Genomic DNA, 21,315 nt, shown 5'->3' with positions numbered 1-21,315 from the left:
CATGCAGCAGGTGGGCAAGGACATCCGCATCGTCGATCCGCATGTCCACCTGTGGGACCTGTCGCGCACGCACTACGCCTGGCTTCAGGAAGAGCCGCTGCCCCACAATCCGGCCGGCGACATGAGCCTGATCGCCCACCGCGACTACGGCCTGGCCGACTACAGTGCCGACACCGCCGGCTGGACAGTCGACAAGATCATCCATGTGGAATGCGGTCTGCCGCGCGGCGCGCAGCTGGCCGAGACGGACTGGCTGCAAACCCTCGCCGACGACAGCGGCTTCCCGCAGGGGATCGTCGCCGGCGCGGACCTGCTGGACCCCGATCTCGACGCCCTGCTGGAGGCGCACGCCGCCAGGCGCAATGTGCGCGGCGTCCGTCAGATCGTCTGCTGGCACGCTGATCCGGCCAAGACCTATACCGCCCGCGACCTGCTGCTGGACCCCGCGTGGGAGGCCGGCTTCGCCCGGTTGGCGCGGTACGGCCTGTCATTCGACCTTCAGCTCTATCCGTCGCAGATGGCCGCGGCGGCGGCGCTGGCCGACCGCCATCCGGACATTCCCCTCATCGTCAATCACGCCGGCCTGCCGACCGATCGCGACCCGGCGGGGATAGCGGCCTGGCGCGACGGCCTGCGCGGGCTCGCCGCCCGGCCGCAGGTCTCGATCAAGATCTCCGGCCTGGGCATCACCGACCGCGCCTGGACGACAGAGTCGATCCGGCCCGTGGCGCTGGAATGCATCGAGGCCTTCGGCGCCGGGCGCGCCATGTTCGCCAGCAACTTCCCGGTCGACAAGGTCCACGGCAGTTTCGACGCCGTATTCTCGGCCTTCGACGCCATCACCGCCGGCTTCAGCGACGACGAGCGGAAGCGGCTGTTCGCCGCCAACGCCGAGGCGACCTACCGCATCTGAAAAGCACACCAAGCCGCCGCGAAAGACGGGGCCGAGAGGGAGGATTTCATGGTCACCGAAACGGACGCGGCCCACACGCCGGGCGGACTGGCCCGACCGGGGGGAAGCCTGCGCGGCCCCCTGGCCTTCGCCATCGCCTGCTTCCTGATCTGGGGGTTGGCTTACGGCCTGCTGGACGTCCTGAACAAGCATTTCCAGGAAACCCTGAGCATCAGCCAGGCCGACAGCTCCTGGCTGCAGATCGCCTATTTCGGCGCCTATCTGCTGATCAGCTTCCCGGCCGGAATGCTGCTGCACGCCCGAGGCTACAAGATCGGAATCGTCTCGGGCCTGGTGGTGACCGCGTTCGGGGCGCTGCTGTTCATCCCGGCCGCGGCGGCCGGCGCCTTCCTGCCGTTCGTCGGATCGATGTTCGTCCTGGCCGCCGGCCTGTGCATCCTCGAGACCTCGGCCGACACCTACGTCAATGTGCTGGGAGACCCGGCCAAGGCGTCACAGCGGCTAAACCTGGCCCAGTCCTTCAACGCCCTGGGCGTTTTCTTCGGCCCGCTGATCGGCGGGGCGGTCTTCTTCAGCCCCAGCACCACGGCAGCCCTGGGCGGCGCGACCCGTTCGATCCAGACCGTGTATGGCCTGATCGCGGTGGCGGTGCTGGTCTTCGCCGTCGCCGTCTGGCGCGCCCGGCTGCCCGAGACGGGCCTGTCGGATCACGGCGACGCGGCCGCGGGCGACGCCCCTGCCCGCTCCCTCGCCCAACAGCCGCACTTCATCGCCGGCGTCGTCACCCAAGCCCTCTACATCGGCGCCCAGGTCGGCATCGGCGCCTATTTCATCAATCTGGTCACCCACACCTGGACGGGCCTGACGTCGCAGCAGGGCGCCTTCATGCTATCGCTGGCCGCCATCGGCTATCTGGTCGGGCGCTTCGCCGCGACGGCGCTGCTGCTGCGGGTCAAACCGCGCACCCTTCTGACCACCTACGGCCTGGTCAATGTGGCGCTGACCCTGGTGGTCGCGGCCGGGATCGAGCGGATCTCGCCCATCGCCCTGGTCGCGGTCTTCTTCTTCATGTCGACCATGTTCGCGACCATCTTCGCCCTGGGCACGACCGGACTGGGAAGCGGGACCAAGAAGGCCTCGTCGCTGATGGTCATGGCGATCGGGGGCGGCGTGCTGCTGCCCTGGCCCATGGGACGGATCGCCGACCTGTACGGCGCCAACGTCGCCTTCCTGCTGCCCGCGGCCTGTTTCGCCGTGGTGGCCTGGTACGGTTGGAAGGGCGCAGGACTGGGCCGGGCGCCGACCGCCGCCTGACCCTTGCCGCCGGCCTTCGGGGTTCGCGTCAGCGAACCTCGAAGGTGGTGTGCAGTTCGGCCCGGGAATCTCCGCCGATCCAGACGTCGAAGGCGCCGGGGTCCATCACCCAGCCGCGTTCCGCCGCGCTCCAGTAGCGGAGCTCGGCTTCGCCCAGGGTGAAGGTCACGGTGCGGCTTTCGCCGGGAGCCAGGGTGACGCGCTGGAAGCCCTTCAGCTCGCGAACGGGGCGCGTCGCCCGGCCCGCCTGCTGATGGATGTAGAGCTGAACGGTCTCGTCGCCCGTGCGGTCGCCGGTGTTGGTGACGACTGCCGAAACGGTGATGCGTCCGTCCCGCGCCACGACAGGCCGATCGATGGCGATGTCGGAGAAGCCGAACGTCGTATAGCTGAGCCCATAGCCGAACGGGTACAGCGGCGTGGACGCCTCATCCCAGTATCGGGTGGCGACGCCCGCGGGCTCCTTGGTCGCGTTGTGCGCGTAGTAGAGTGGGATCTGACCCGCTTCGCGCGGCCAGGTCACAGGCAGCTTGCCGCCGGGGTTCACGTCCCCGAACAGGACGTTGGCCACCGCCGCGCCGCCTTCGGACCCGGGATGCCATGCCTCCAGGATCGCGGGGACCTTGGCCTGGGCGTCGCGGATATCGAGCGGCCGACCGTTCATCATCACCATGACCACGGGCTTGCCCAGGGCGGCGACGGCGTCGATCAACGCCTGCTGGCGTCCCGGCAGGGACAGGGACACGCGCGAGGCCTGCTCGCCGCTCATGTAGAAGTCCTCGCCGACCACCAGCACGATCAGATCCGACCGACCGGCCAGTTCAACCGCCCGCGCGAACTCCTCGTCGGCCTGGGCTTCGGTCCAGCGTCGCGGCTGCGGCCTCAGGGCGGCGAACATCGACGCCGTCCCGCGCCGCAGCTGGACGCCAGGCGCGGTTTCGACCTCGGCCGCCCCGTTCAGTTCAGCTTTCACGCCCTCATAGAGGGTCACGGTCTCGTCCGGCTTGTCCGCGAATGACCACGGGCCGACGGTGTCGATGGGCGAGTCCGCCATCGGGCCGATCACGGCTACGCGCCGGTGCGCGCCGCGCTCGAGCGGCAGCAGGCCGCCGGTGTTCTGCAGCAGCACCATCGACCGTTCCGCCGCCACCCGCGCCAGATCGCGATGCGCGGGCGCCGACAGCACGCCCTCCGTCAGCGCGGGGTCGGTATAGGGCTGTTCGAACAGGCCCATCCGGAACTTGGCGACCAGCACCCGGCGCACGGCGCGATCAATGATCGCCTCCTCGAGCCGCCCCTGCCGGACCGCATCGACCAGCTGGCCGAAGGCGCCGGTCCCCAGCGACATCTCCATGTCGTTTCCGGCCCTGACCGACCGCACCGCGGCGTCCATCGGGTCCAGGGAGAAGTCCTGCGGGATCAGGCTGCGCACGGCGTTGGCGTCCGAGACCACGAAGCCCTCGAACCCCAGTTCGCCGCGCAACAGGTCGTTCAACAGCCAGTCGTTGGCCACCGCCGGAACGTCGTTCAGCTCCATATAGGCGCTCATGACATTGCCCGCGCCCGCCTCGATGGCGGCGACGAAGGGCGGCAGATAGACGTTGTACAGCTGGTTGTCGGACAGGTTGACGCTGTCATAGTCGCGCCCGCCTTCCGAGGCGCCGTAGCCGATGAAATGCTTGGGTCCGGCGATGACCCGACCGGGCGTTCCGATCGTCTCGCCCTGGAAGCCCCGCACCTGGGCGCGCGCCAGCACGGAGCCGAGATAGGGGTCCTCGCCCGGCCCTTCGACGATACGGCCCCAGCGCGGATCGCGGGTGATGTCCAGCATCGGGGCGAAGGTCCAGTGGATGCCCGTCGCGCGCGCCTCGGCGGCGGCGACCGCCTGCGACCGCTCGACCAGATCGGGGTCCCAGGTCGCGGCCATGCCCAGCGGGACCGGGAAGATGGTCCGGAAGCCGTGCACGACATCGTAGCCGAACAGCAGCGGGATCCCGAGCCGGGTCTCCTCCACCGCCATATGCTGCAGACGGTTGATGACGACGGGATCGCGCACGAACAACAGGGACCCCAGCCCGCCCGCCCGCACCCGCGCCTCGACCGGCGCGGCGCTGCCCAGCACGAACTGCTGGCTGATCTGGCCGACCTTCTCTTCCAGCGTCATGCGCGCGATCAGGGCGTCGGCCCGCGCCTCGGGAGACGCCAGGGGGACAGCGGCCTCGGACGCGGACGCCGGGACGGCCGAGGGCTGCGGCCCGGTCTGGGCCAGGACGCCGGTCCCGCTCCAGCTCACGATCGCGGCGCCGAGAAGAAGACGTTGGAGAAGTCGCGACCGCATCAGACACACACCAAAAAAATGGGCCGACGCGGAGGCTGATCCACGTCGGCCAGTCAAGTCGTCGCGGCCCGGGAGACCGCTCCGGCTCAGGATCAGAACGTCTTACGAATGCCCACCGAGATCATCCGCCCCAGGGTCGCACCGTTCGCCGTGCCGCCGGCCGCATTGTAGTACGGCGGCGTTTCGTCGAGCAGGTTGTCGAGATTGACGGTCAGCGTCGTGTCGCTCAGGACCCCGCCGAACGACAGGTCATAGGCGGAGAACAGATTGACCGTGGTGAAGCTGTCGATCTCGGTCTGGCCGACGATGCCCTGCACATCCGCCGCGGCGTTGTGATTGACCGTCAGTTCTACGGCGAACGCATCGATCGACACGCCCGCGGATCCGACCAGGGAATAGGGGCTGGATCCGTTGTTGAACTCGTCGGTCACCGGACCGCCGGCGATGGGGCGGCTGTCGCGGGTCAGGTTATAGGTCCCGGCCAGGCCGACGTGCCAGGCCCCGAAATCAGCGGGGCGGAAATACTGCAGATTGAAGTCGATGCCGTCGACATCGAGCGTGCCCAGATTGGTGCGGCGCGCGTCGATCAGGACGGCCGGCGTCAGGAAGCCGGTGTACAGGGCCGCGATGCTGGGTGCCCCCTCGACCCGCATTCCGGAAGTGGCCGCAAGCGCCTGGGCCTGGGTCGGATTGCGGATGAAGTAGGAGGCATAGGCGGGGTTGGCGAAGAAGGGCGCGCCGCTCAGGAACGGCGCCAAGCCGATCGCGTCGGTGAAGGCGACGTTGAAGTAGGTGACGCTGGCGCTAAAGCCGTCCAGCGCGCCCTCGGGCTTCCAGTCGAAGCCCAGCGACCAGGTGTCGGCCTCTTCCGGCTTCAGGTTGGGGTTGCCCCCCGCCAGAAGGATAGTGGGGCGGAACAGGTCGGTGAAGGGACTGCCGGCCGGCAGGAACGGACTGACGCTCAGGACCTGGGCGCGCGTATCGACCGCCTGGCCCATGTCCGCCAGGCTCGGCGCGTGGAACGAGGTCCCCCAGTTGCCGCGCACGGTCAGCGACGGAATGGGGCGGTAGTTGAACCCGATCTTGGGATTGGTCGTGTCGCCGACGTCGCTATAGGAATCGTAGCGCACCGAAGCGGACAGATCGAACGATCCCAGCGAGACGCTGTCGAACACCGGAACCAGCACTTCGCCGAAGACCGATTTGACGTCCCGCTTGGCGGAGGCTTCCCCCAGAACCAGGGCGGACGGCGCACCGGCCCCCTGCTCGGCGTCGATCGTCTCCTCGTGATACTCGGCGCCCAGGGCCACTTTCACGTCGCCGGCGGGCAGGCTCCACAGCACGCCGTCGGCGACGGCGCGCACTTCGCGGATTTCCTGGACCGAGTGCCCATAGCTCTGGAAGTTAATGATCCCGTCCAGCACCGCCCGGTTGGTGGCGCCGACATTGTAGGGATTGAGCGCGGTCGCGGTCGTCGTTCCCGCCAGCGCCGCGGCTTCCGCGGCGGTGTTGATCTGCCAGGTCCGCACCAGGTTGGTGCTCCGGCCCCAGTTCAGTGAACCGCGCAGGCGCCAGTCGTCGGTCAGCTGATAGGTCAGCGACGGCGTCAGACCGGCGGAGGTGAAGCGGCTGGTGTTCTCGGGCGCATCGACGCCCCAGGCCGCCGAATAGTTGAAGGCGACCGAGTGACCGAGCTCGCCCGCGACGGACTGGAAATAGGGGTTCGCCGCCGTGATTGTGCCGCTGCCCCGGATGCCGGTGCCTTCGGTGGCCGACATGCCCCGACGGGTGGTCTCGCGCTGGGCGTAATAACCGGTCGCTTCGAACACCAGACGGTCGCTTAGGTTATGAGTGACCGCGGCGAACAGGCTGTGACGCTCTTCTTCCGGATAGAAGTCGATGACATCGGCTTCGTCGCACAGGTTCGTCCCCGGCGTCCGGCTCGGCAGGGTGTAGTTCACGCCCGGCAGGAGCGGAGAGAAGGGATTGGGGGTCGTGATCGTGCCCGGCGAACAGGCGTTCGACCGCAGATCCGAGCCGCCCCGGCTGCGCAGGTCCTGGGTGAAATAGTCCCGGTCGGCGCCGATGATGTTGCTGTGCCGGGCGTAGGCGTAGGAGATGATGGCCGAACCGCCGGTCCAGTCGTGGCCCGCCGTCAGGTTCAGGTCGGACTGGTCGTAGCCGTCGGCGACGCCGTAGCGGCCGGTCAGCTCGACGCCGTCGAAGCGCTTGCGGGTGATGAAGTTGACCACGCCGCCGATGGCGTCGGAGCCGTAGATGGACGACCCGCCGTCAGGGATGACCTCGACGCGTTCGATCATGCCCGGCGGGATGATGCTCGGGTCCGGCGAGGTCTGCAGGACCCCGGCGCCGACCAGGCGGTTCCCGTTCAGCAGGACCAGCGTCGTCGAGCCGCCCGAGGCGCCAAGGTTACGGATGTTGGGCCGGTTGATCGGCAGGGCGATCGTGCCGCCGGGCTGGGGCGCGCCGTTGAACGAGTTCGAAATCTGCGGAATCCGCGCCAGCAAATCATTGGAAGACGCCACGCCGGTCCGGGTGATGTCCTCGCGATCGACGCTGACCACATTGGTGCCCGTCGGCGCGACGCCGCGCAGCAGAGTGCCGGTCACCACGACATCATCGATCGCGACCGGCTCGTCCTCGGGCGCGCTCGACGGAGAGGGCGCGACCTGCGCCGCCGCGGCTCCGGCCGCACTGACGCCGAGAACGACGAGAGCGGTCGTCGCCAGCAGTCTCATGGTCAAGGTCGCATTTCGCATATGTCATCCCCCCAGGCCTCGTGGACCTGTCCGCCTCGGCGGTTGTTTCCGGACATCGGCGCGACCGAGAAACGGGGGGCCGACTAATCACTCCCAGCGACAGTTGAACCTGTCGTCCCAGATTGTGAGCGGAGGTTCCGTTATTTCAAAAGTGTCGTCAACAATTATTTGAGCGATTGCATAACCAAACAGCGCGGGGCTAGCTATCCCGTGTCGCCGTCCGCACACGGACGCTCCGAAGGGCGAGATGATCGCCGCCGTCGCCGCCCAGGAGGTCTGTCCCATGTCGTCCCCGATCACCCGTCTCGGACTCATGTTCGCCGCCTGCCTGGCCCTCGCCCTCCCCGCCCGGGCCCAGTCGCCCGCGTTCGACGTCTGGCCGGGCGCGGCCCCGGGATCGGAACATGCGACTCAGGTCGAGGTGGTCAGCCCCTTCCCCACCGGCGCCTTCCAGGTGGTGCGCAACGTCACCCGGCCGACCTTGCAGGTCTTCCAACCCGCGCCCGGGACCGCGACCGGCGCCGCCGTCATCGTCGCGCCGGGCGGCGGCTTCCGCTTTTTGACCATGCAGGCCGAGGGCGTGGACGTCGCCCGGGCGCTGACCGCTCACGGCGTCACGGTCTTCGTGCTGAAGTACCGGACCATCGAGACGCCGGTCGACGACCACCAGCTCTGGCGCGAATTCTTCGTCTTCATGGCCCAGGCGAGCGCGCGCGGCGGCGAGCTGAACCTGGACGACGCCGCTGCACCCGGCGTCGAGGACGGCCTCCAGGCCCTGGCCCTGGTGCGCAGCCGCGCGGCGGACTGGGGCGTCGATCCGGCCAAGGTCGGCATGATCGGCTTCTCGGCCGGAGCGAGAGTGACCGCCGGCGCCCTGCTGACCCCGGACGCGGCCGCCCGTCCCGCCTTCGCCGGCCTGATCTACGGCGCCGCGTTCAACGACGCGCCCGTGCCCACGGACCTGCCTCCGGTGTTCCTGGCCGTCGCCGGTGACGACAAACTGGCCGCCCCGACGGTCCTGCGCTTCTACCAGGCCGCCTCGCGCGGGACCCGGCAGCCCGAACTGCACGTCTACGCCAAGGGCGGGCACGGCTTCGGCATGAACCATCAGGGAACCAGCAGCGACTTCTGGATCGACGACCTGCTCAACTGGCTGACGGTCCAGGACCTCGCCAGGCCCTGACGGGACTCAGCGGGCCGCCAGGTCGGCCAGCGCGGTCTTCAACACCTTGCCCAGGGCGTTGCGCGGCAGTTCGTCCAGGCGGATGACGGCGGACAGGCGCTGAACCGGCCCAAGCCGCTCATTGGCCCAGGCCCGGACGGCCTCAACATCAACATCCGACGCGCCGACCACGAACCCCACCGGGGTTTCGCCCCATTTTTCGTCCGGCACGCCCACGACGGCGGACTCGGTCACCGCCGGATGCTGATCCAGCTGCTTCTCAAGATCGACCGGGTAGATGTTGAATCCGCCCGAGATAATCATGTCCTTCTTGCGCCCGACGATCTCCAGGAAGCCGTCTTCATCGAACCGCCCCAGATCGCCGGTGCGGATAAAGGCCCGACCGTCCGCGGCCTCCCAGCGCCCGGCCGCGGTCGCCTCGGGACGATTGTGATAGCCGGCCATCATCATCTGTTCGGAGTAGCTGACGATCTCGCCGACCTCCCCGACCGCCAGTTCGAGGCCGACGTCGTCGATGATCCGCATGTCGGCGCCCGGTGCGGGCATGCCGACGGTGTGGAGCTTGTGCGGGAACAGATGGGCGGGCAGCAGACAGACGCCGCCGCCCTCGGTCATGCCGAACAGCTCCAGAAGGCCGCCAGGCCAGCGCCGCAGCACCTCGGACTTCAGCTCGACCGAGAACGGCGCGCTGGTGCATAGCTTCAGCAGGAACGCCGACAGGTCCGCGCCGTCGAACAGGGGGCTCGCCATCAGCCGCTGGTACTGCACCGGAACCAGCATGGTGTGGGTCGCCGCGTGCTGTTCCGCCAGGCGCAGGAATTCGCCCACATCGAATTTGCGCATCAGGACGACCGTGCCGCCCGACAGCAGGGCCGGCAGCAGGGTGACCAGCGTCGTGTTCGAATACATCGGCGTCGTCAGCAGGGTGACGGCCTGGGAACCGAACAGGCCGGCCAAGGCGCCCATCTGACGCTCGCGCATGGCGTGGGAGTGGATGATGCCCTTGGGGACCCCCGTGGTGCCCGATGAATAGATCAGGTTGAACGCCGCGCCCGGCGCGATCTCGACGGCGGTCGGCGCCGCGCCGGACGGCGCCAGCCAGGCCGGCCAGGCCCCTTCGTCCTCGCCGTCGCCGTCGAGGATGACGACCAGGGGGCCGCCTTCGGATGTCTCGATCCGGCCGAACTGGGCGCTGTCAGCGAACACCAGCGCGGGCCGGGCGTCGCCCAGCATGGCGGCCAGCACTTCGGCCGTGACGCCGGTCGCCAGCGGAACGGGCGTCATCCCGGCCCGCACGGCGCCGAGGAAGGCGACGGCGTAGGCCAGTCCCGGCTCACCCAGCAGGGCGACGCGATCCCCGACCGACAGCCCGTCCCGTTGCAGCGCGGCGGCGGTCCGGTCCATCAGCTGATCCAGGGCGGCGTAGCTCAGGACCGTCCCGCCTTGGATCAGCGCTGCACGGTCGCCCGCTTCCCCGGCGTGGTGGGTGATGGCCCCGGAAAGGGACGATGGTGCTGACATGTCCGGCGCGTCTCAGTTCGGCGTGAAGGTGAAGGTCGTGGCCCCGGAGCCCACCGCATAGACCGCGTGGCCGTCCTGGACCCGCAGGTAGCGCGCGCCGCGGGGCTGGCGAGCCAGGCGCTCGCCGCCGTTGGGCAGCCAGATCTCCGCCCGGGTCGCTCCGGGGACGACCACGTCGAGCACGGCCTGGGTCCCGTCACGGCGCCAAGCCGACCGGATCTGTCCACGCGGCGCGTCGATCGCGGCGGCGGCGTGATCCAGCCCCGACGGCAAGGCCGGGCGAATGACCAGATCGGCATAGCCGGGCGACGCGGGCCGGATGCCGGCGAGCCCCTCGTAGAACCAGTCGCTGATCGACGCGAAATAGTGGTGGTTCCAGGATCGGGAGGTCAGTCCCCACCCCTCCAGCATCGAGTTGATGTCGTTCTCCAGCCAGAAGCCCCAGCTGGGCTGGGTCGTGCGCGTGGCCGTCCGGTAGACGGTGTCCGCATGGCCGTGGTCGGTCAGCAGGGTCATGGCGTAGCGCAGCGGGTAGACGCCCATGGTCAGGGTCAGGTCGTTCGCTTCCAGATCGGCGGCCACTGCATCGGCGACGGCCTGCGCCTCACCGTCCGGAACCAGGCCGAACGCCAGCGGCAGGATGTTCTGGGTCTGGCTGAACGGCGGCGTCGGACCGTTCGCGACCGGCGGCGTCAGATAGCGCCGGGCCGCCGCATTCCAGTATTTCCGATTGTAGGCCTCGCGAACGCGCCCAGCGAGCTCGCCGTACCGCGCCGCGTCCTCCGCCTTGCCCAGCGCCGCCGCGTTGCGCGCCAGCATCGACACCATGTGGAAATAATAGGCCGAGGACGTCGCATCGACCGGACCGAAGGGCCCCTTCCCGGCATAGTCGCCCAAGCCTCGGGCATAGGTGAAGTCGGGCGCGGTGATGAGCGTGCCGGTGTAGTCGACCAGCCGCTTCTGGTCCTCGTACATCGCCGCCAGGATGGTCTCGTCGCCGTAGTGGCGCACCAGCTCGTCCGGGATCACGAACATCGCCGCATCCCAGGCGGGCGTCGGTCCCCAGATGAAGGACCAGCCTGGCGTCTGCTCGAAGCCGTAGAACGAGGTCGAGGGCACGATCTCGGGCAGCTCCCCGCTGGACGCCTGGGCGTCGCGGAAGTCGGCCAGCCATTTGGTCCAGACCCGCGCCATCCCGAAATTCACGCCCGCGGCGGCCGACGACGCCTGGGCGTCTCCGGTCCAGCCGTTCTTCTCCAGGCTGGGCGTGTCGGTCATCAGCCCGTGCATGTTGTTCAGCAGGGCGTTCTGCGACGCCTGCTGGATTCGGTTCAGCAAGGAATTGCCGCTCTCGAAGGCGCCGATCCGGGGCACATCGGAATGGATGATCTCGGCGACTACGAAGTCGTCGGCCGGCGGCGCGTCCAGGCCCTCGACCTGGATATAGCGGAACCCGGCATAGCTGAAACGCGGAGCCCAACGTTCCGTCCCTGCACCGGAGAAGGTGTAGCGCAGCGTCTGCAGCTGGGCGTCGATCAGGCCGCTGGCCACCAGAGCGGTTCCGTCCTCGGCCTTCTTCTCGGTCAGGACCAGGCTGACCGTCCGTCCGTTCGCTCCCGACATCGTCAGGCGGGGCCGCCCGGTCAGGATGCGTCCGAAATCGAACACCCAGACGCCCGGACGGACCTCGGTGCGTGCGACCGGGCGCAGGTCCTCGATCGGACGGATCGGCTCGGCCGCGGCGGCGACGAGGGCGCCGCGCGGGCCTGCCGCTTCCATCGCCGGCGTCCAGTCGTTCGCAGCGAACGCGGCGGTCCTCCAGCCCCGCGGCTCCAGCCGGGCGTCATAGCGTTCGCCGGCGTAGATGGAGTCGTGGCGGGTCGGCCCGTCGGCGGTCTTCCAGTTCCGGTCGGAGGCGATCACCTGACGGCGTCCGTCGGCGAAGACGATCTCCAGCTGCGCGCGCAAGGCCGGTTCGGCATGCCATGCCGCCTGATGGAAATACCATTCATTGGGCTCGGTGACGCCGTACCAGCCCCGCCCCAGTTCGGCCGCCAGCACGTTCCGCCCTCGCGCCAGCAGCGGCGCGACATCATAGGCCTGATACAGGACCCGATGATCGTAGTCGGTCCACCCCGGCGCCATCGGCAGTTCCGATAGCGGCGTGCCGTTCATCGTCATGTCGGCCCAGCCGCCGACGGCGACGTACAGCCGGGCGGAAGCGATCTCGCCCGCTTCCAGATCGAAGTCCCGCCGCAGCAGGGGCGCGGGATTGGACAGGGGCAGGACGATGTCCTTGGTCGGCACCCCCGAAGGCAGCAGCAGGCCGTCCGCGCCGACGCTCCCGCCGCTCAGGGGATTCTCGCCCCGCTCGAACCGGGTCTCGAAGGCCGGGGCGTCGGAGGCCGACGCCGGCGCGATCGAAAGGCCGTGGATCACGGCCGCATCGGCGGCCGGAGCCAGGAAGCCGACCGTACCCCGCGTCTGGCTGGCGTCGCGGAGCTCGTCGACCTGACGTCCGTCCAGGCGGGTGACGATCCGGTCGCCCACGGCCTCGATGGTCAGGACATGGCGTCCCTGGCGCAGCGCCGCGGCCGAAACGCCCAAAGGTACAGTCTTCAGGGCGGTCTGATTGACCATCGAGCGGCTGCCGCCCGGATAATCGCGGACCTGGGCGATCAGGACGGCGGCGCCGCCCTCGTCCTCGGAGATGCGCCAGGCGTAGGCCTCGCCATAGGTCTTGCCGACCGGGCTGGCCCGGAAGAGCACATCGAACATGCGCCCCCGCAGCGTGAAGTCGACGGTGATGACCGCGTCGGACCAGCCGGTCGGGGCCGTCGCGTTGCGCTGGATCCAGCGCCCCTGCCAATCGCCCGGCTGGAGCAGCCCGGCCTCCCAGGACGCCGGCGTGCTCCAGGGCGTGGCGCGGCCACGTTCATCCCACAGGCGGACCTGCCACACGCGCCGTTCCCGGGACGCCGCCACGGGGCCGTCATAGGTCGCGGCGGCGGCGGTCGGCGACGCCGTCCGACCGCTGTCCCACAGCAGCCGTCCCTCGCCCAGGTCGCGTTCGGACGCCGCGACGCGCACCTGCCAGGCGGTCTGCCCGCGAACCGGCGGCCGCCATGACAACCGGGGCCGGGGCGTATCCACGCCGATCGGATCGACGGCCCCGTTGGTTCTCAAGGCGACGGGCCGGTCCGTCGGTTCCCCCTCGGCGCGAACGGCGCCGACCGACAACAGAAGGCAGGCCAGGGCCGCCATGACCAGCTTGAGCATCGACATGGCGCAATTCTCCCTCGCCGCCGCGACGGGCGGTTGCTGACGACGGTCTGGCCGCCCCTTCGGTCGGCTATGGCTTACTGGGTCGGCGGAGTCGCCGGGATGGCGGCCAGCGCGGCGTCCAGCTCGGCCAGGGCCGCGTCGTCCAGATTGGCCTGCGGGAACTCAGCCAGCTGGCGCGGCGTCAGGCCGGCGATCATCTCGCTGATGCTGGCGGTTTCTTCCGGCGTCATCGGCGGCTGGCCGGCGGCGATCCGGCGCCGTTCGAAGAAGGCGCCGACCACCACCCGCGCCTGGGGGTCGGCGGTCAGGTCGGCCATGGTCATGTCGATCGAGAATTTCGGCTTGGCCGGCGCTTCGGCGGCGGGCGCCGGAGCGGTCTGGGCCAGGGCCGGCGCGGCTCCGGCGAGGGACAGGGCGGCGACGAAGGCGATGCGGCGGATCATGGGAGTGTTCCTGTTCTGGATCATGTGAGCGTCCGGACTATCGGACAAGAACCTGTGTCAGCGCCTCGATATGCGCCTCGATGACGTCCGGGTCGGACGGGTCGATATTCCACACGCGGCGAACCTCGGGCGCCAGGGTGTAGAAGGTCTGGGCGGCGCCGACGAAGATGTAGACCAGCGCCGGCGTGGAAACGTTCGGCAGTATGCCTTCCCGTTTGCACATTTCGATGAACCGGGCCGAGACCTTGCTGATGTCGGCGATGAAGCTGTCGGTGGCCCAGTGCAGGCGCTCGCTGTCGCGCATGCTCTCCTGCATCATCAGCCGGGCGTGTTCGGGATGCTTGGCCGAATAGACGACGACGGCGCGGATCACCGCCTTGGCGTAGGCCCGGAAATCGGCGTGGACAGGATCGTCCGGCCTCGGCAGCGCCAGCTCCTTGGCCTGCCGTTCGAACAGGAAGGCGACCGCGGCTCGCCAGAGGGCGTCCTTGCTGGAGAAGTGGTATTTGATCAGGGCGTTGTGCGCGCCGGCCAGGGCCGCGATCTCTCGCGTCGAGGCGCCGTCGAAGCCCTTTTCGGAGAAGACCTCCAGCGCCGCCTGAAGCAGGCTCGCCTGGGTCGCTTCTCTTTGCTGGACTCTGAGGTTCACCCGCGTTTCCAAGACAACTCGCCCGAAATCCTTCGTTTCCTGAGTGCCGTCCTTGCCGGTGAAGCGTTCGACTCTGTGTTCGAAATCCGCGCCGCCGAAGGTCACTCGACATTCGTTATGCATCTGCATAGCGTGATGCGCAAGTGATCTGGCTTCAGGGGCGGAACTGTACTCCGTCGGCCGATCCGGGAGAAATCTCAGATGGATCAGACACGTCGACCGCGGAGCATGCGCGCCGCCTGGACCGCCGCCTGCCTGGGCCTGACGCTGGCGGCCGGCTCGGCCTGCGCCCAGACGCCGCCGTCCACGACTCCGGGGACCCCGGTCACCGCCCGGATCCCGCAAGGCGCGCTGGTCGGGGTGGACGAAGGCGACGTCCGGTCGTTCAAGGGCATTCCCTACGCCGCCCCGCCGGTCGGCGACCTGCGCTGGCGGGCGCCTCGGCCCGCGGCCGCCTGGACGGGCGTGCGCGACGCCTCGGCCTTCGGCGCCGACTGCATCCAGCCCCGCCCCGGCTGGGACGACACCCAGTCGAAGCAGCCGACCAGCGAGGACTGCCTGACCCTGAACGTCTGGGCCCCGGAGACACGGACGGCGGAGCCCCTCCCCGTCATCGTCTGGATCCACGGCGGCGGCTTCATCATGGGCTCCGGCAGCCAACCGCTCTTCGACGGCGCCCGGCTGGCTTCGCGCGGCGTCGTGGTGGTGACCTTCAACTACCGGCTCGGCCGTTTCGGCTTCTTCGCCCATCCCGCCCTGACGGCGGAAGCGGGCGACGCGCCGACGGCCAACTACGGCCTGATGGACCAAGTCGCGGCGCTGCGCTGGGTGCACGACAACATCAACGCCCTGGGCGGCGACCCCGAGCGGGTCACCATCATGGGCCAGTCGGCCGGCGGCGGCTCGGTCCTGCAGTTGATGACCATGACCGAGGCCCGGGGTCTGTTCCGGGGGGCCGTCGTCCAGTCCGGCGGCGGCCGCGACCACCTGCCGCCCCTCACGGCGCCGGCCGGCCAGCGATCGGGCGAAAGCGTCGGCGAGGCCTTCGCCGCCTCGGTCAATCTCAGGAACGCCACGGCGGCTGACCTCCGGGCCCTTCCGGCCGAGCGGGTGCGCGGGCGGCTGGACCTGTTGAACCCTGAGCGGAACACATTCACCGGCCCGATCATCGACGGGCGGCTGGTCACCACCCAGACCCTCGACGCCTTCACGCGCGGGGAGCAAGCTCCCGTACCCCTGATCATCGGCGCCACCAATTTCGAGCTCGGCTCGATCCCGTCCTTCCTGCGCGGAATGGTCGCCGACCGCACGCTGGAGGACGTCGAGGTCTCCAAGCCGGACCTGATGACCATCTACGGAACCTCCGACACCCTCAACCGGGCCATGCCGTCCGAGCTCACCTTCGTCGAACCGGCCCGGCGGCTGGCCGCATTCGACGCGGCCGCGGGCCATCCGGTCTGGCTTTACAGCTTCGGCTATGTCGCCGAGAGCAAGCGACGCGAATGGTCGGGAGCGCCGCACGCCTCGGACCTCGGCTACGGCTTCGACACCCTGGGCCGGCTCAAGGGCGACTATTCCGAGGCCGACCAGCGCATCGCCACGGCCATGGCCGACTACTGGGCGGCGTTCGCGCGGGATGGTCGGCCGGACGCCGCGGGCCAGCCCGAATGGCCCCGGTACAACCCGGACAGCGACCGGGCTCTGCTGGTCGGCGAGACCGGCGTCTCCGTCGGCCCGTCGCCCGAGGCCGCCCGCCTCGACGCCCTGGGCCGGTTGCGCGACGCTGCCCGGGCTGTCTCCCCCTAGCTCAAGGGCCTTTATTCCCGGGGCGTCAGCACGATCTGCAGAGCCCCCGCGCCGGACGCCGTGACGCGGACGACCTGTGCGGTCCGATCATGCTCCCAGACGGCGTCCGCGCCGGAAAGAGCGGCGTCCACGCCCTCAGGGAAGCGCCAGTCCGGCACGAAGATCTCGGTCGGGGCGCCGATGGCGGGATCGGCCTCGACGGTCACCGTGAAGCGGCGCGCATCGGCCTCGAACGCCATGGCCGTGATCACGCCCTGCGCGCTCCGGGCATAGGGTCGCGAGAAGCCGGCCAGCCCGCGGGCGCCCGACGCCGGATCGTCCTCGGCGGTCGCCTGGTCGACGGAATAGATCGACAGGTCCTCCTGGTTCCACCCGTCCCCGACCCGCAGGTCGTTGCGGTTGGTCGCCGTATAGTTCCACTGGGTTGAGGACAGCAGAAGCGTGTCGAGAGTGTCGTACATCAGCCCCAGCGCGGTCGCATGGGCGCTCCAGACCTCGTCGCCGCGCTCGCCCGACGCCCAGCGGTCGAAAGCCTCGCCATGGTTGAGGTCGTAGGGAATGCCGAATTCGCCGACCAGGGTCGGCGCGCCCCCTTCCCTCATCGTCAGCCCCATCGCCCGGATATAGCTCAGCTGGAACGCATAGCGCTGGCGGCGGGCGTCCAGATCGGACTGCGGGTCGAACAGTTTTGAGCCCAGGATCTCGACGTCATACCAATGGCTGGCGTTCACCGTCCGGGCCGGCATAGGGCTGGGGAAGGTCTTTCCCTGCAGCATGAGATAGGGGCACATCTCGCCGAACAGCAGCCAGTCCGGGCGGACGTCGCGGATCGCCGCGGCCACCCTGCCGAAGAACGGCCGCATGAAGTCTCGCTCGTGATCCAGCTTCTCGCCGTCCCGGACACGGAGGAAGTCCTCGTCCACGACCACCGCGGCGTCGCCGTGAAGCGCCCACGCCCCGGCCGTCTCGAAGGGGTCGGGTCCGTCGTCCAGCCAAATCGATGCGCGGTCGGGGTTGACCACCGTCTCGCCGACCTCGGCCATCTCGAATCCCTGACGGCGCTCGAGCACCGGCAGGCGAACGACCTGTCCCCGGGCGGCCTTCAGGCTGTCCAGCGGCGTCCACGACGGTCCCGGCCACAGCGGCGTGGCGTTGTCCGCATCCGGTCCGGTCCGGCGCTGCGACACCTTCTGCCCGACCCAGCCCTGACCGGGCTCGTTCAGGCTGTCGAAGCCGATCACATTGTTCAGGGACTTCACCCGGTCCGCGACCGCCCGCATGGCGCCCAGATAGGCGCCCTGAAGGAAGTCCTGCACATTGACGCCGCCGACCTTCCAGTCGGGTGTCAGGGTCGCCCCCGCGAAGAAGGCGGTCCACATGATCCCGTTGACCGGCATCTGGTAGTTTCGAGGCCAGCTCATCATCGGATAGCGATCCTCCTGCCGCGCATCCGGAGAGGCGTAGTCGTAGCGCTGCTGCATCACGTGGACGGCGTCGGCGGCGTCGAACGCCGCCAGGTTCAGCCCGACCGCCTCGAACACCCATCCGGGCGCGCCGTCGCCGCCGCTCATCCGGCTCCAGACGTCCTGGTGGAAGTCGATGAACACCGCCAGCCCATGCTCGCCGGCCTTGGCGCAGACCGCCGCGAGATAGTCGAGATAGGCTTCGTCATACTGGCCGTGCCCGGCATGCTCGACCGCTTCCCAGCAGGTCAGCAGCCGCAGGACGTTGAAACCCCAGCCCCGGATGCGGCCCAGATGCTCGTCCGCCTCCTCCAGTGGGAAGGGCCGCCCGATGAAGCTGACGCTGCGGTGATCGGCGAAATCGCGCGGCGGAACGGGACCGGCGTGGGACAACGGGATCTTGCTGTCTCCCCCCAGATTGACGCCCCTCAGAATGGCGTGCCGCCCCTGCGTATCGACGAACCGGGGGCCGTCGATGTCAAACATCAGTTGCTGCATTCGCCCTATCGACCTCACACGAAACTCGTTATACAGTTGGACAATAAGAATAGGTCTGGGCCCAGTCCAGCCGGAAAAACATGGGGGCGGAGAACGTGGCTAAGGACCAGGCGGCCGTGTCCGGACGCATATCGCCGTTGCGCAAACTGGCGATCGGCGTGGGCGATTTCGGGTGCAATCTGTATTGGCAGACGACCCAGCTCTATCTGCTGTTCTTCTACACCGACGTGGTCGGCCTCTCGGCCAGCACGGCCGGCCTGATCTATATGGCGGCCCTGATCTGGGACGCGGCCATGGACCCGATCGTCGGCCTGATCGCCGACCGCACCCGCAGCCGCTGGGGCCGTTATCGCCCCTATCTGGTGATCGGCGGGCCGCTGCTGGCCCCGGCCTTCGTGGTCCTGTTCGTCGGCCCGGGCAGCCATGTCGCGGGGGCGATCGCCTTCGCCCTGATCAGCCAGCTGCTGTTCCGCACCCTCTACGCCCTGGTCGCCATTCCCTACGCCTCCCTGTTCGCCCGGGTGACCAGCGACAGCGCCCAGCGTGGCGACCTGGCCGGGTTCCGCATGGTCTTCGGCGCCCTGGCCGCCATCCTCGTCGCGGCCCTGACCCTGCCCTTCGCCTCGGCCCTCGGCGACGAGGCTGGCGGGCGTCAGGGCTGGATCATCATCGGCGTCGCCTACGGCCTGATCGCCACCGGCTGCCTGATGCTGACGGCCTGGGGCAGCCGTGGACTGGATACGCCCAATGCGCCGGCGGAACCGCGTCGTCCCCCGGCCGCCGTCTGGCGCAGCCTGGCGTCGAACCGCGCCCTGCACCTGCTACTGGGCGCCATCGTGATCACTTCATTCTCGACCACGATGTTCTCCAAGAACCTTCTGTATTATTTCAAGTATGTCGTCGGCGATGCCGACATGGGCAGCCTCGGCCTGGGCGCCATCGCTCTGACTGTGGTGGTCACGACGCCGCTCTGGGCCATCGCGCTGCGCGTGATCGGCAAGCGCAACACCTGGCTGGTCGGCGCCGTGCCCAGCGTGCTGGGGCTGACGCTGTGGCATTTCGCCGACGGCCAGACCCTGGGCGTCCTGTTCGCCGCCCTGGTGCTTCAGGGCGTGGGCATAGCCGCCGGGGTCGTCTGCTTCTGGTCCATGTTGCCGGACACGGTCGAGTACGGCGAATGGCGCAGCGGCGTGCGCACTGAATCCCTCGTCTTCGGCCTGACCGTGCTGGGTCAGAAGGTGGCCCTCGGCCTCGGCGCCGGCGCGCTCGGCATAGCCCTGACCCAGTTCGGCTATGTCCCCAATGTCGCGCAGTCCCCGCAGACCTTGGCCGACATCAAGGGGCTGATGTTCTGGGCGCCGCTGGCGGGAACGCTCGCCGCCGCCGCCCTGATCTGTTTCTACCCGATCAACCGGCGGACCCACGCCGCGATGGTCGAGGAGATCTCGGCCCGGAACGGCGCCGCGGACGCCGCCCCCTCCCCGCCCCAAGCCAGCTGAGTGACCGCATGATCCTTCGATCCAGCCTCGCCGCCGCCGTCGCTTTCGGAGCACTTGCCGTCGCGTCCTCCGCCCACGCCCAGTCGGCCGATCCCGCCTGCGACGGCCTGACCGCGCTGCGTCTGGCCAATACCCGGATCGACGCCGCCATCGCGGTGAAGTCCGGCGACCGCCAGCCGATCGAGGCCTTCGGCCTGCCGTCGCTGACCGCCAGCACCGCCTACTGCCGGGTCTCGGTAACCCTGACCCCGGTCCCCGGCTCGGAGATCCACTCCGAGATCTGGCTGCCGACGCCGGCCGCCTGGAACGGCAAGTTCGCGGCCATGGGCAACGCCGGCTTCGGCGGCGCCCTGGGACCGCCCCGGTTGTCCATGCGGCCCGCCCTGAGCCGCGGCTACGCCGTCGCCGGGACTGACATGGGTCACACCGAGGCCGGCGCCGACGGCAAGAACGCCAGTTGGGCGCTGAACCAGCCCGAGCGGATCATCGACTTCGGCCACCGCGCGAACCACGTCACGGCGGTCGCCGCCAAGGCGCTGGTCGAAGCCTATTACGGCCGGCGGCCCGACCGCTCCTACTTCCAGGGCTGCTCCGACGGCGGTCGCGAGGCGCTGATGGCGGCGCAGCGCTATCCCGACGATTTCGACGGAATCATCGCCGGCGGCCCTGCCAATGCCTGGACCCATCTGATGGCCTCCTTCGCCTGGTCCTGGAAGGCCGCGCACCAGTCTGCGGACAGCATGCTGAAGGCGCCCAACCTGGCGCGCATCCAGGCCGCCACCCTGGCCGCCTGCGACGACCTGGACGGCGTCAGGGACGGGGTCATCGAGGATCCGCGCATCTGCCGCTTCGATCCGGCGACGATCCGCTGCGATGTCGATGCGACCGACGGCTGCCTGACCGCGCCCCAGCTCGACGCGCTCAAGGCCCTCTACGCCGGCCCCCGGCGCGGCGTGACGGGCGCCTCCCTGTTCCCCGGCTTCTCGCCCGGCGGAGAGGCGGTCCGCAACGGCTGGGACCTGTGGATCACCGACGCGGCGGCGCAGCAGCCGGACTTCGCCCGCTCCTTCTTCGCCAACTTCGTCTTCAATGACGCGGACTGGCGGCTGGACCAGTTCGACTTCGACAAGGACTTCGACCGGGCCCAAGCCGCGATGGCGGGCATCCTCGATTCCGACAATCCCGACATGTCCGCCTTCAGGGCGTCGGGCGGCAAGCTGCTGATGTACCACGGCTGGAGCGATGCGGCCCTGCCGGCCGAGGGCACGATCCGCTATTTCGAGGCCGTGCGCGGCGCCATGGGCGCCGAGGCGGTGGACGACTTCGCCCGCCTGTTCATGGTGCCCGCCATGGGTCACTGCTTCGGCGGCCCCGGTCCCAACACCTTCGACATGCTGGGCGAACTGGACGCCTGGGTAGAGGGCGCCCCGGCGCCGGAGCGGATCGTGGCCAGCAAATACGCCAACGACCTGGCCCAGTTGCTGAACATGCCGGCGGGTCAGCCGCAGAGCACCCGTCCGCTCTGCGCGTATCCGAAGGTGGCGCGCTGGAAGGGCGAAGGCGCGACGACCGACGAGGCCAATTTCGAATGCGTCGTCCAGACGCCGCGTGCGAACGACTGAG

The 21,315-nt window shown here is 69.2% G+C and carries 13 protein-coding genes; 6 read left to right on the top strand and 7 right to left on the bottom strand.

Features of this window, described 5'->3' with window-relative positions; genetic code table 11:
• The first annotated feature begins 1 nt into the window (after position 1).
• Together AC07NB_RS02080 and AC07NB_RS02075 are read left to right on the top strand one after the other, a co-directional pair.
• Positions 2-913 (top strand): amidohydrolase family protein, encoded by a 912-nt coding sequence (locus tag AC07NB_RS02080; RefSeq protein WP_494571566.1) that lies wholly within the window; start codon positions 2-4, stop codon positions 911-913.
• A 48-nt stretch (positions 914-961) separates the two neighbouring features.
• Complete coding sequence (locus tag AC07NB_RS02075) at positions 962-2,227, top strand: MFS transporter (protein WP_494571565.1); 1,266 nt, start codon at positions 962-964, stop codon at positions 2,225-2,227.
• A 28-nt stretch (positions 2,228-2,255) separates the two neighbouring features.
• On the opposite strand, the gene bglX is transcribed toward AC07NB_RS02075, so the two are convergent.
• Positions 2,256-4,520 carry a beta-glucosidase BglX gene (gene bglX, locus AC07NB_RS02070; protein WP_494571564.1) on the bottom strand — a complete coding sequence of 755 codons (2,265 nt, stop codon included), beginning with the start codon at positions 4,518-4,520 and terminating at the stop codon, positions 2,256-2,258.
• A gap of 137 nt (positions 4,521-4,657) precedes the next feature.
• Positions 4,658-7,324 (bottom strand): TonB-dependent receptor, encoded by a 2,667-nt coding sequence (locus AC07NB_RS02065; RefSeq protein WP_494571641.1) that lies wholly within the window; start codon positions 7,322-7,324, stop codon positions 4,658-4,660.
• Between the two features lie 268 nt (positions 7,325-7,592).
• On the opposite strand from AC07NB_RS02065, the gene AC07NB_RS02060 reads away from it, so the two are divergent.
• Positions 7,593-8,528 carry an alpha/beta hydrolase gene (locus AC07NB_RS02060; protein WP_494571563.1) on the top strand — a complete coding sequence of 312 codons (936 nt, stop codon included), beginning with the start codon at positions 7,593-7,595 and terminating at the stop codon, positions 8,526-8,528.
• 6 nt (positions 8,529-8,534) lie between these two features.
• On the opposite strand, the gene AC07NB_RS02055 is transcribed toward AC07NB_RS02060, so the two are convergent.
• From AC07NB_RS02055 to AC07NB_RS02040, 4 genes are all read right to left on the bottom strand, one after another.
• A complete protein-coding gene (locus AC07NB_RS02055) occupies positions 8,535-10,049 on the bottom strand; it encodes a class I adenylate-forming enzyme family protein (RefSeq protein ID WP_494571562.1) in 1,515 nt (504 codons plus the stop codon).
• Positions 10,050-10,061: 12 nt separating this feature from the next.
• On the bottom strand, positions 10,062-13,334 hold the full coding sequence (locus tag AC07NB_RS02050; RefSeq protein WP_494571561.1) for a family 78 glycoside hydrolase catalytic domain: 3,273 nt from the start codon (positions 13,332-13,334) through the stop codon (positions 10,062-10,064).
• A 74-nt stretch (positions 13,335-13,408) separates the two neighbouring features.
• Positions 13,409-13,777: a hypothetical protein gene (locus AC07NB_RS02045; RefSeq protein WP_492313287.1), complete on the bottom strand. Its 369-nt coding sequence runs from the start codon at positions 13,775-13,777 to the stop codon at positions 13,409-13,411.
• A gap of 37 nt (positions 13,778-13,814) precedes the next feature.
• Positions 13,815-14,426, bottom strand: a complete 612-nt coding sequence (locus tag AC07NB_RS02040) for a TetR/AcrR family transcriptional regulator (protein ID WP_291833561.1) — start codon at positions 14,424-14,426, stop codon at positions 13,815-13,817.
• A gap of 201 nt (positions 14,427-14,627) precedes the next feature.
• On the opposite strand from AC07NB_RS02040, the gene AC07NB_RS02035 reads away from it, so the two are divergent.
• Positions 14,628-16,232, top strand: coding sequence for a carboxylesterase/lipase family protein (locus AC07NB_RS02035; RefSeq protein ID WP_494571560.1), 1,605 nt, complete (start codon positions 14,628-14,630; stop codon positions 16,230-16,232).
• An 11-nt stretch (positions 16,233-16,243) separates the two neighbouring features.
• Here AC07NB_RS02035 and AC07NB_RS02030 read toward each other — a convergent pair whose 3' ends face one another.
• Positions 16,244-18,181 carry a cellulase family glycosylhydrolase gene (locus AC07NB_RS02030; protein WP_494571559.1) on the bottom strand — a complete coding sequence of 646 codons (1,938 nt, stop codon included), beginning with the start codon at positions 18,179-18,181 and terminating at the stop codon, positions 16,244-16,246.
• Between the two features lie 128 nt (positions 18,182-18,309).
• On the opposite strand from AC07NB_RS02030, the gene AC07NB_RS02025 reads away from it, so the two are divergent.
• A complete protein-coding gene (locus AC07NB_RS02025; RefSeq protein ID WP_494571558.1) occupies positions 18,310-19,692 on the top strand; it encodes an MFS transporter in 1,383 nt (460 codons plus the stop codon).
• A gap of 8 nt (positions 19,693-19,700) precedes the next feature.
• Positions 19,701-21,314, top strand: a complete 1,614-nt coding sequence (locus AC07NB_RS02020; protein ID WP_494571557.1) for a tannase/feruloyl esterase family alpha/beta hydrolase — start codon at positions 19,701-19,703, stop codon at positions 21,312-21,314.
• Position 21,315 lies beyond the last annotated feature (1 nt).

It is taken from the genome of Brevundimonas sp. GW821-FHT09G01 (assembly GCF_059416065.1).
Note: the sequence above shows the minus strand (reverse complement) of the source record. Positions and strands in the feature narration are given on the sequence as shown.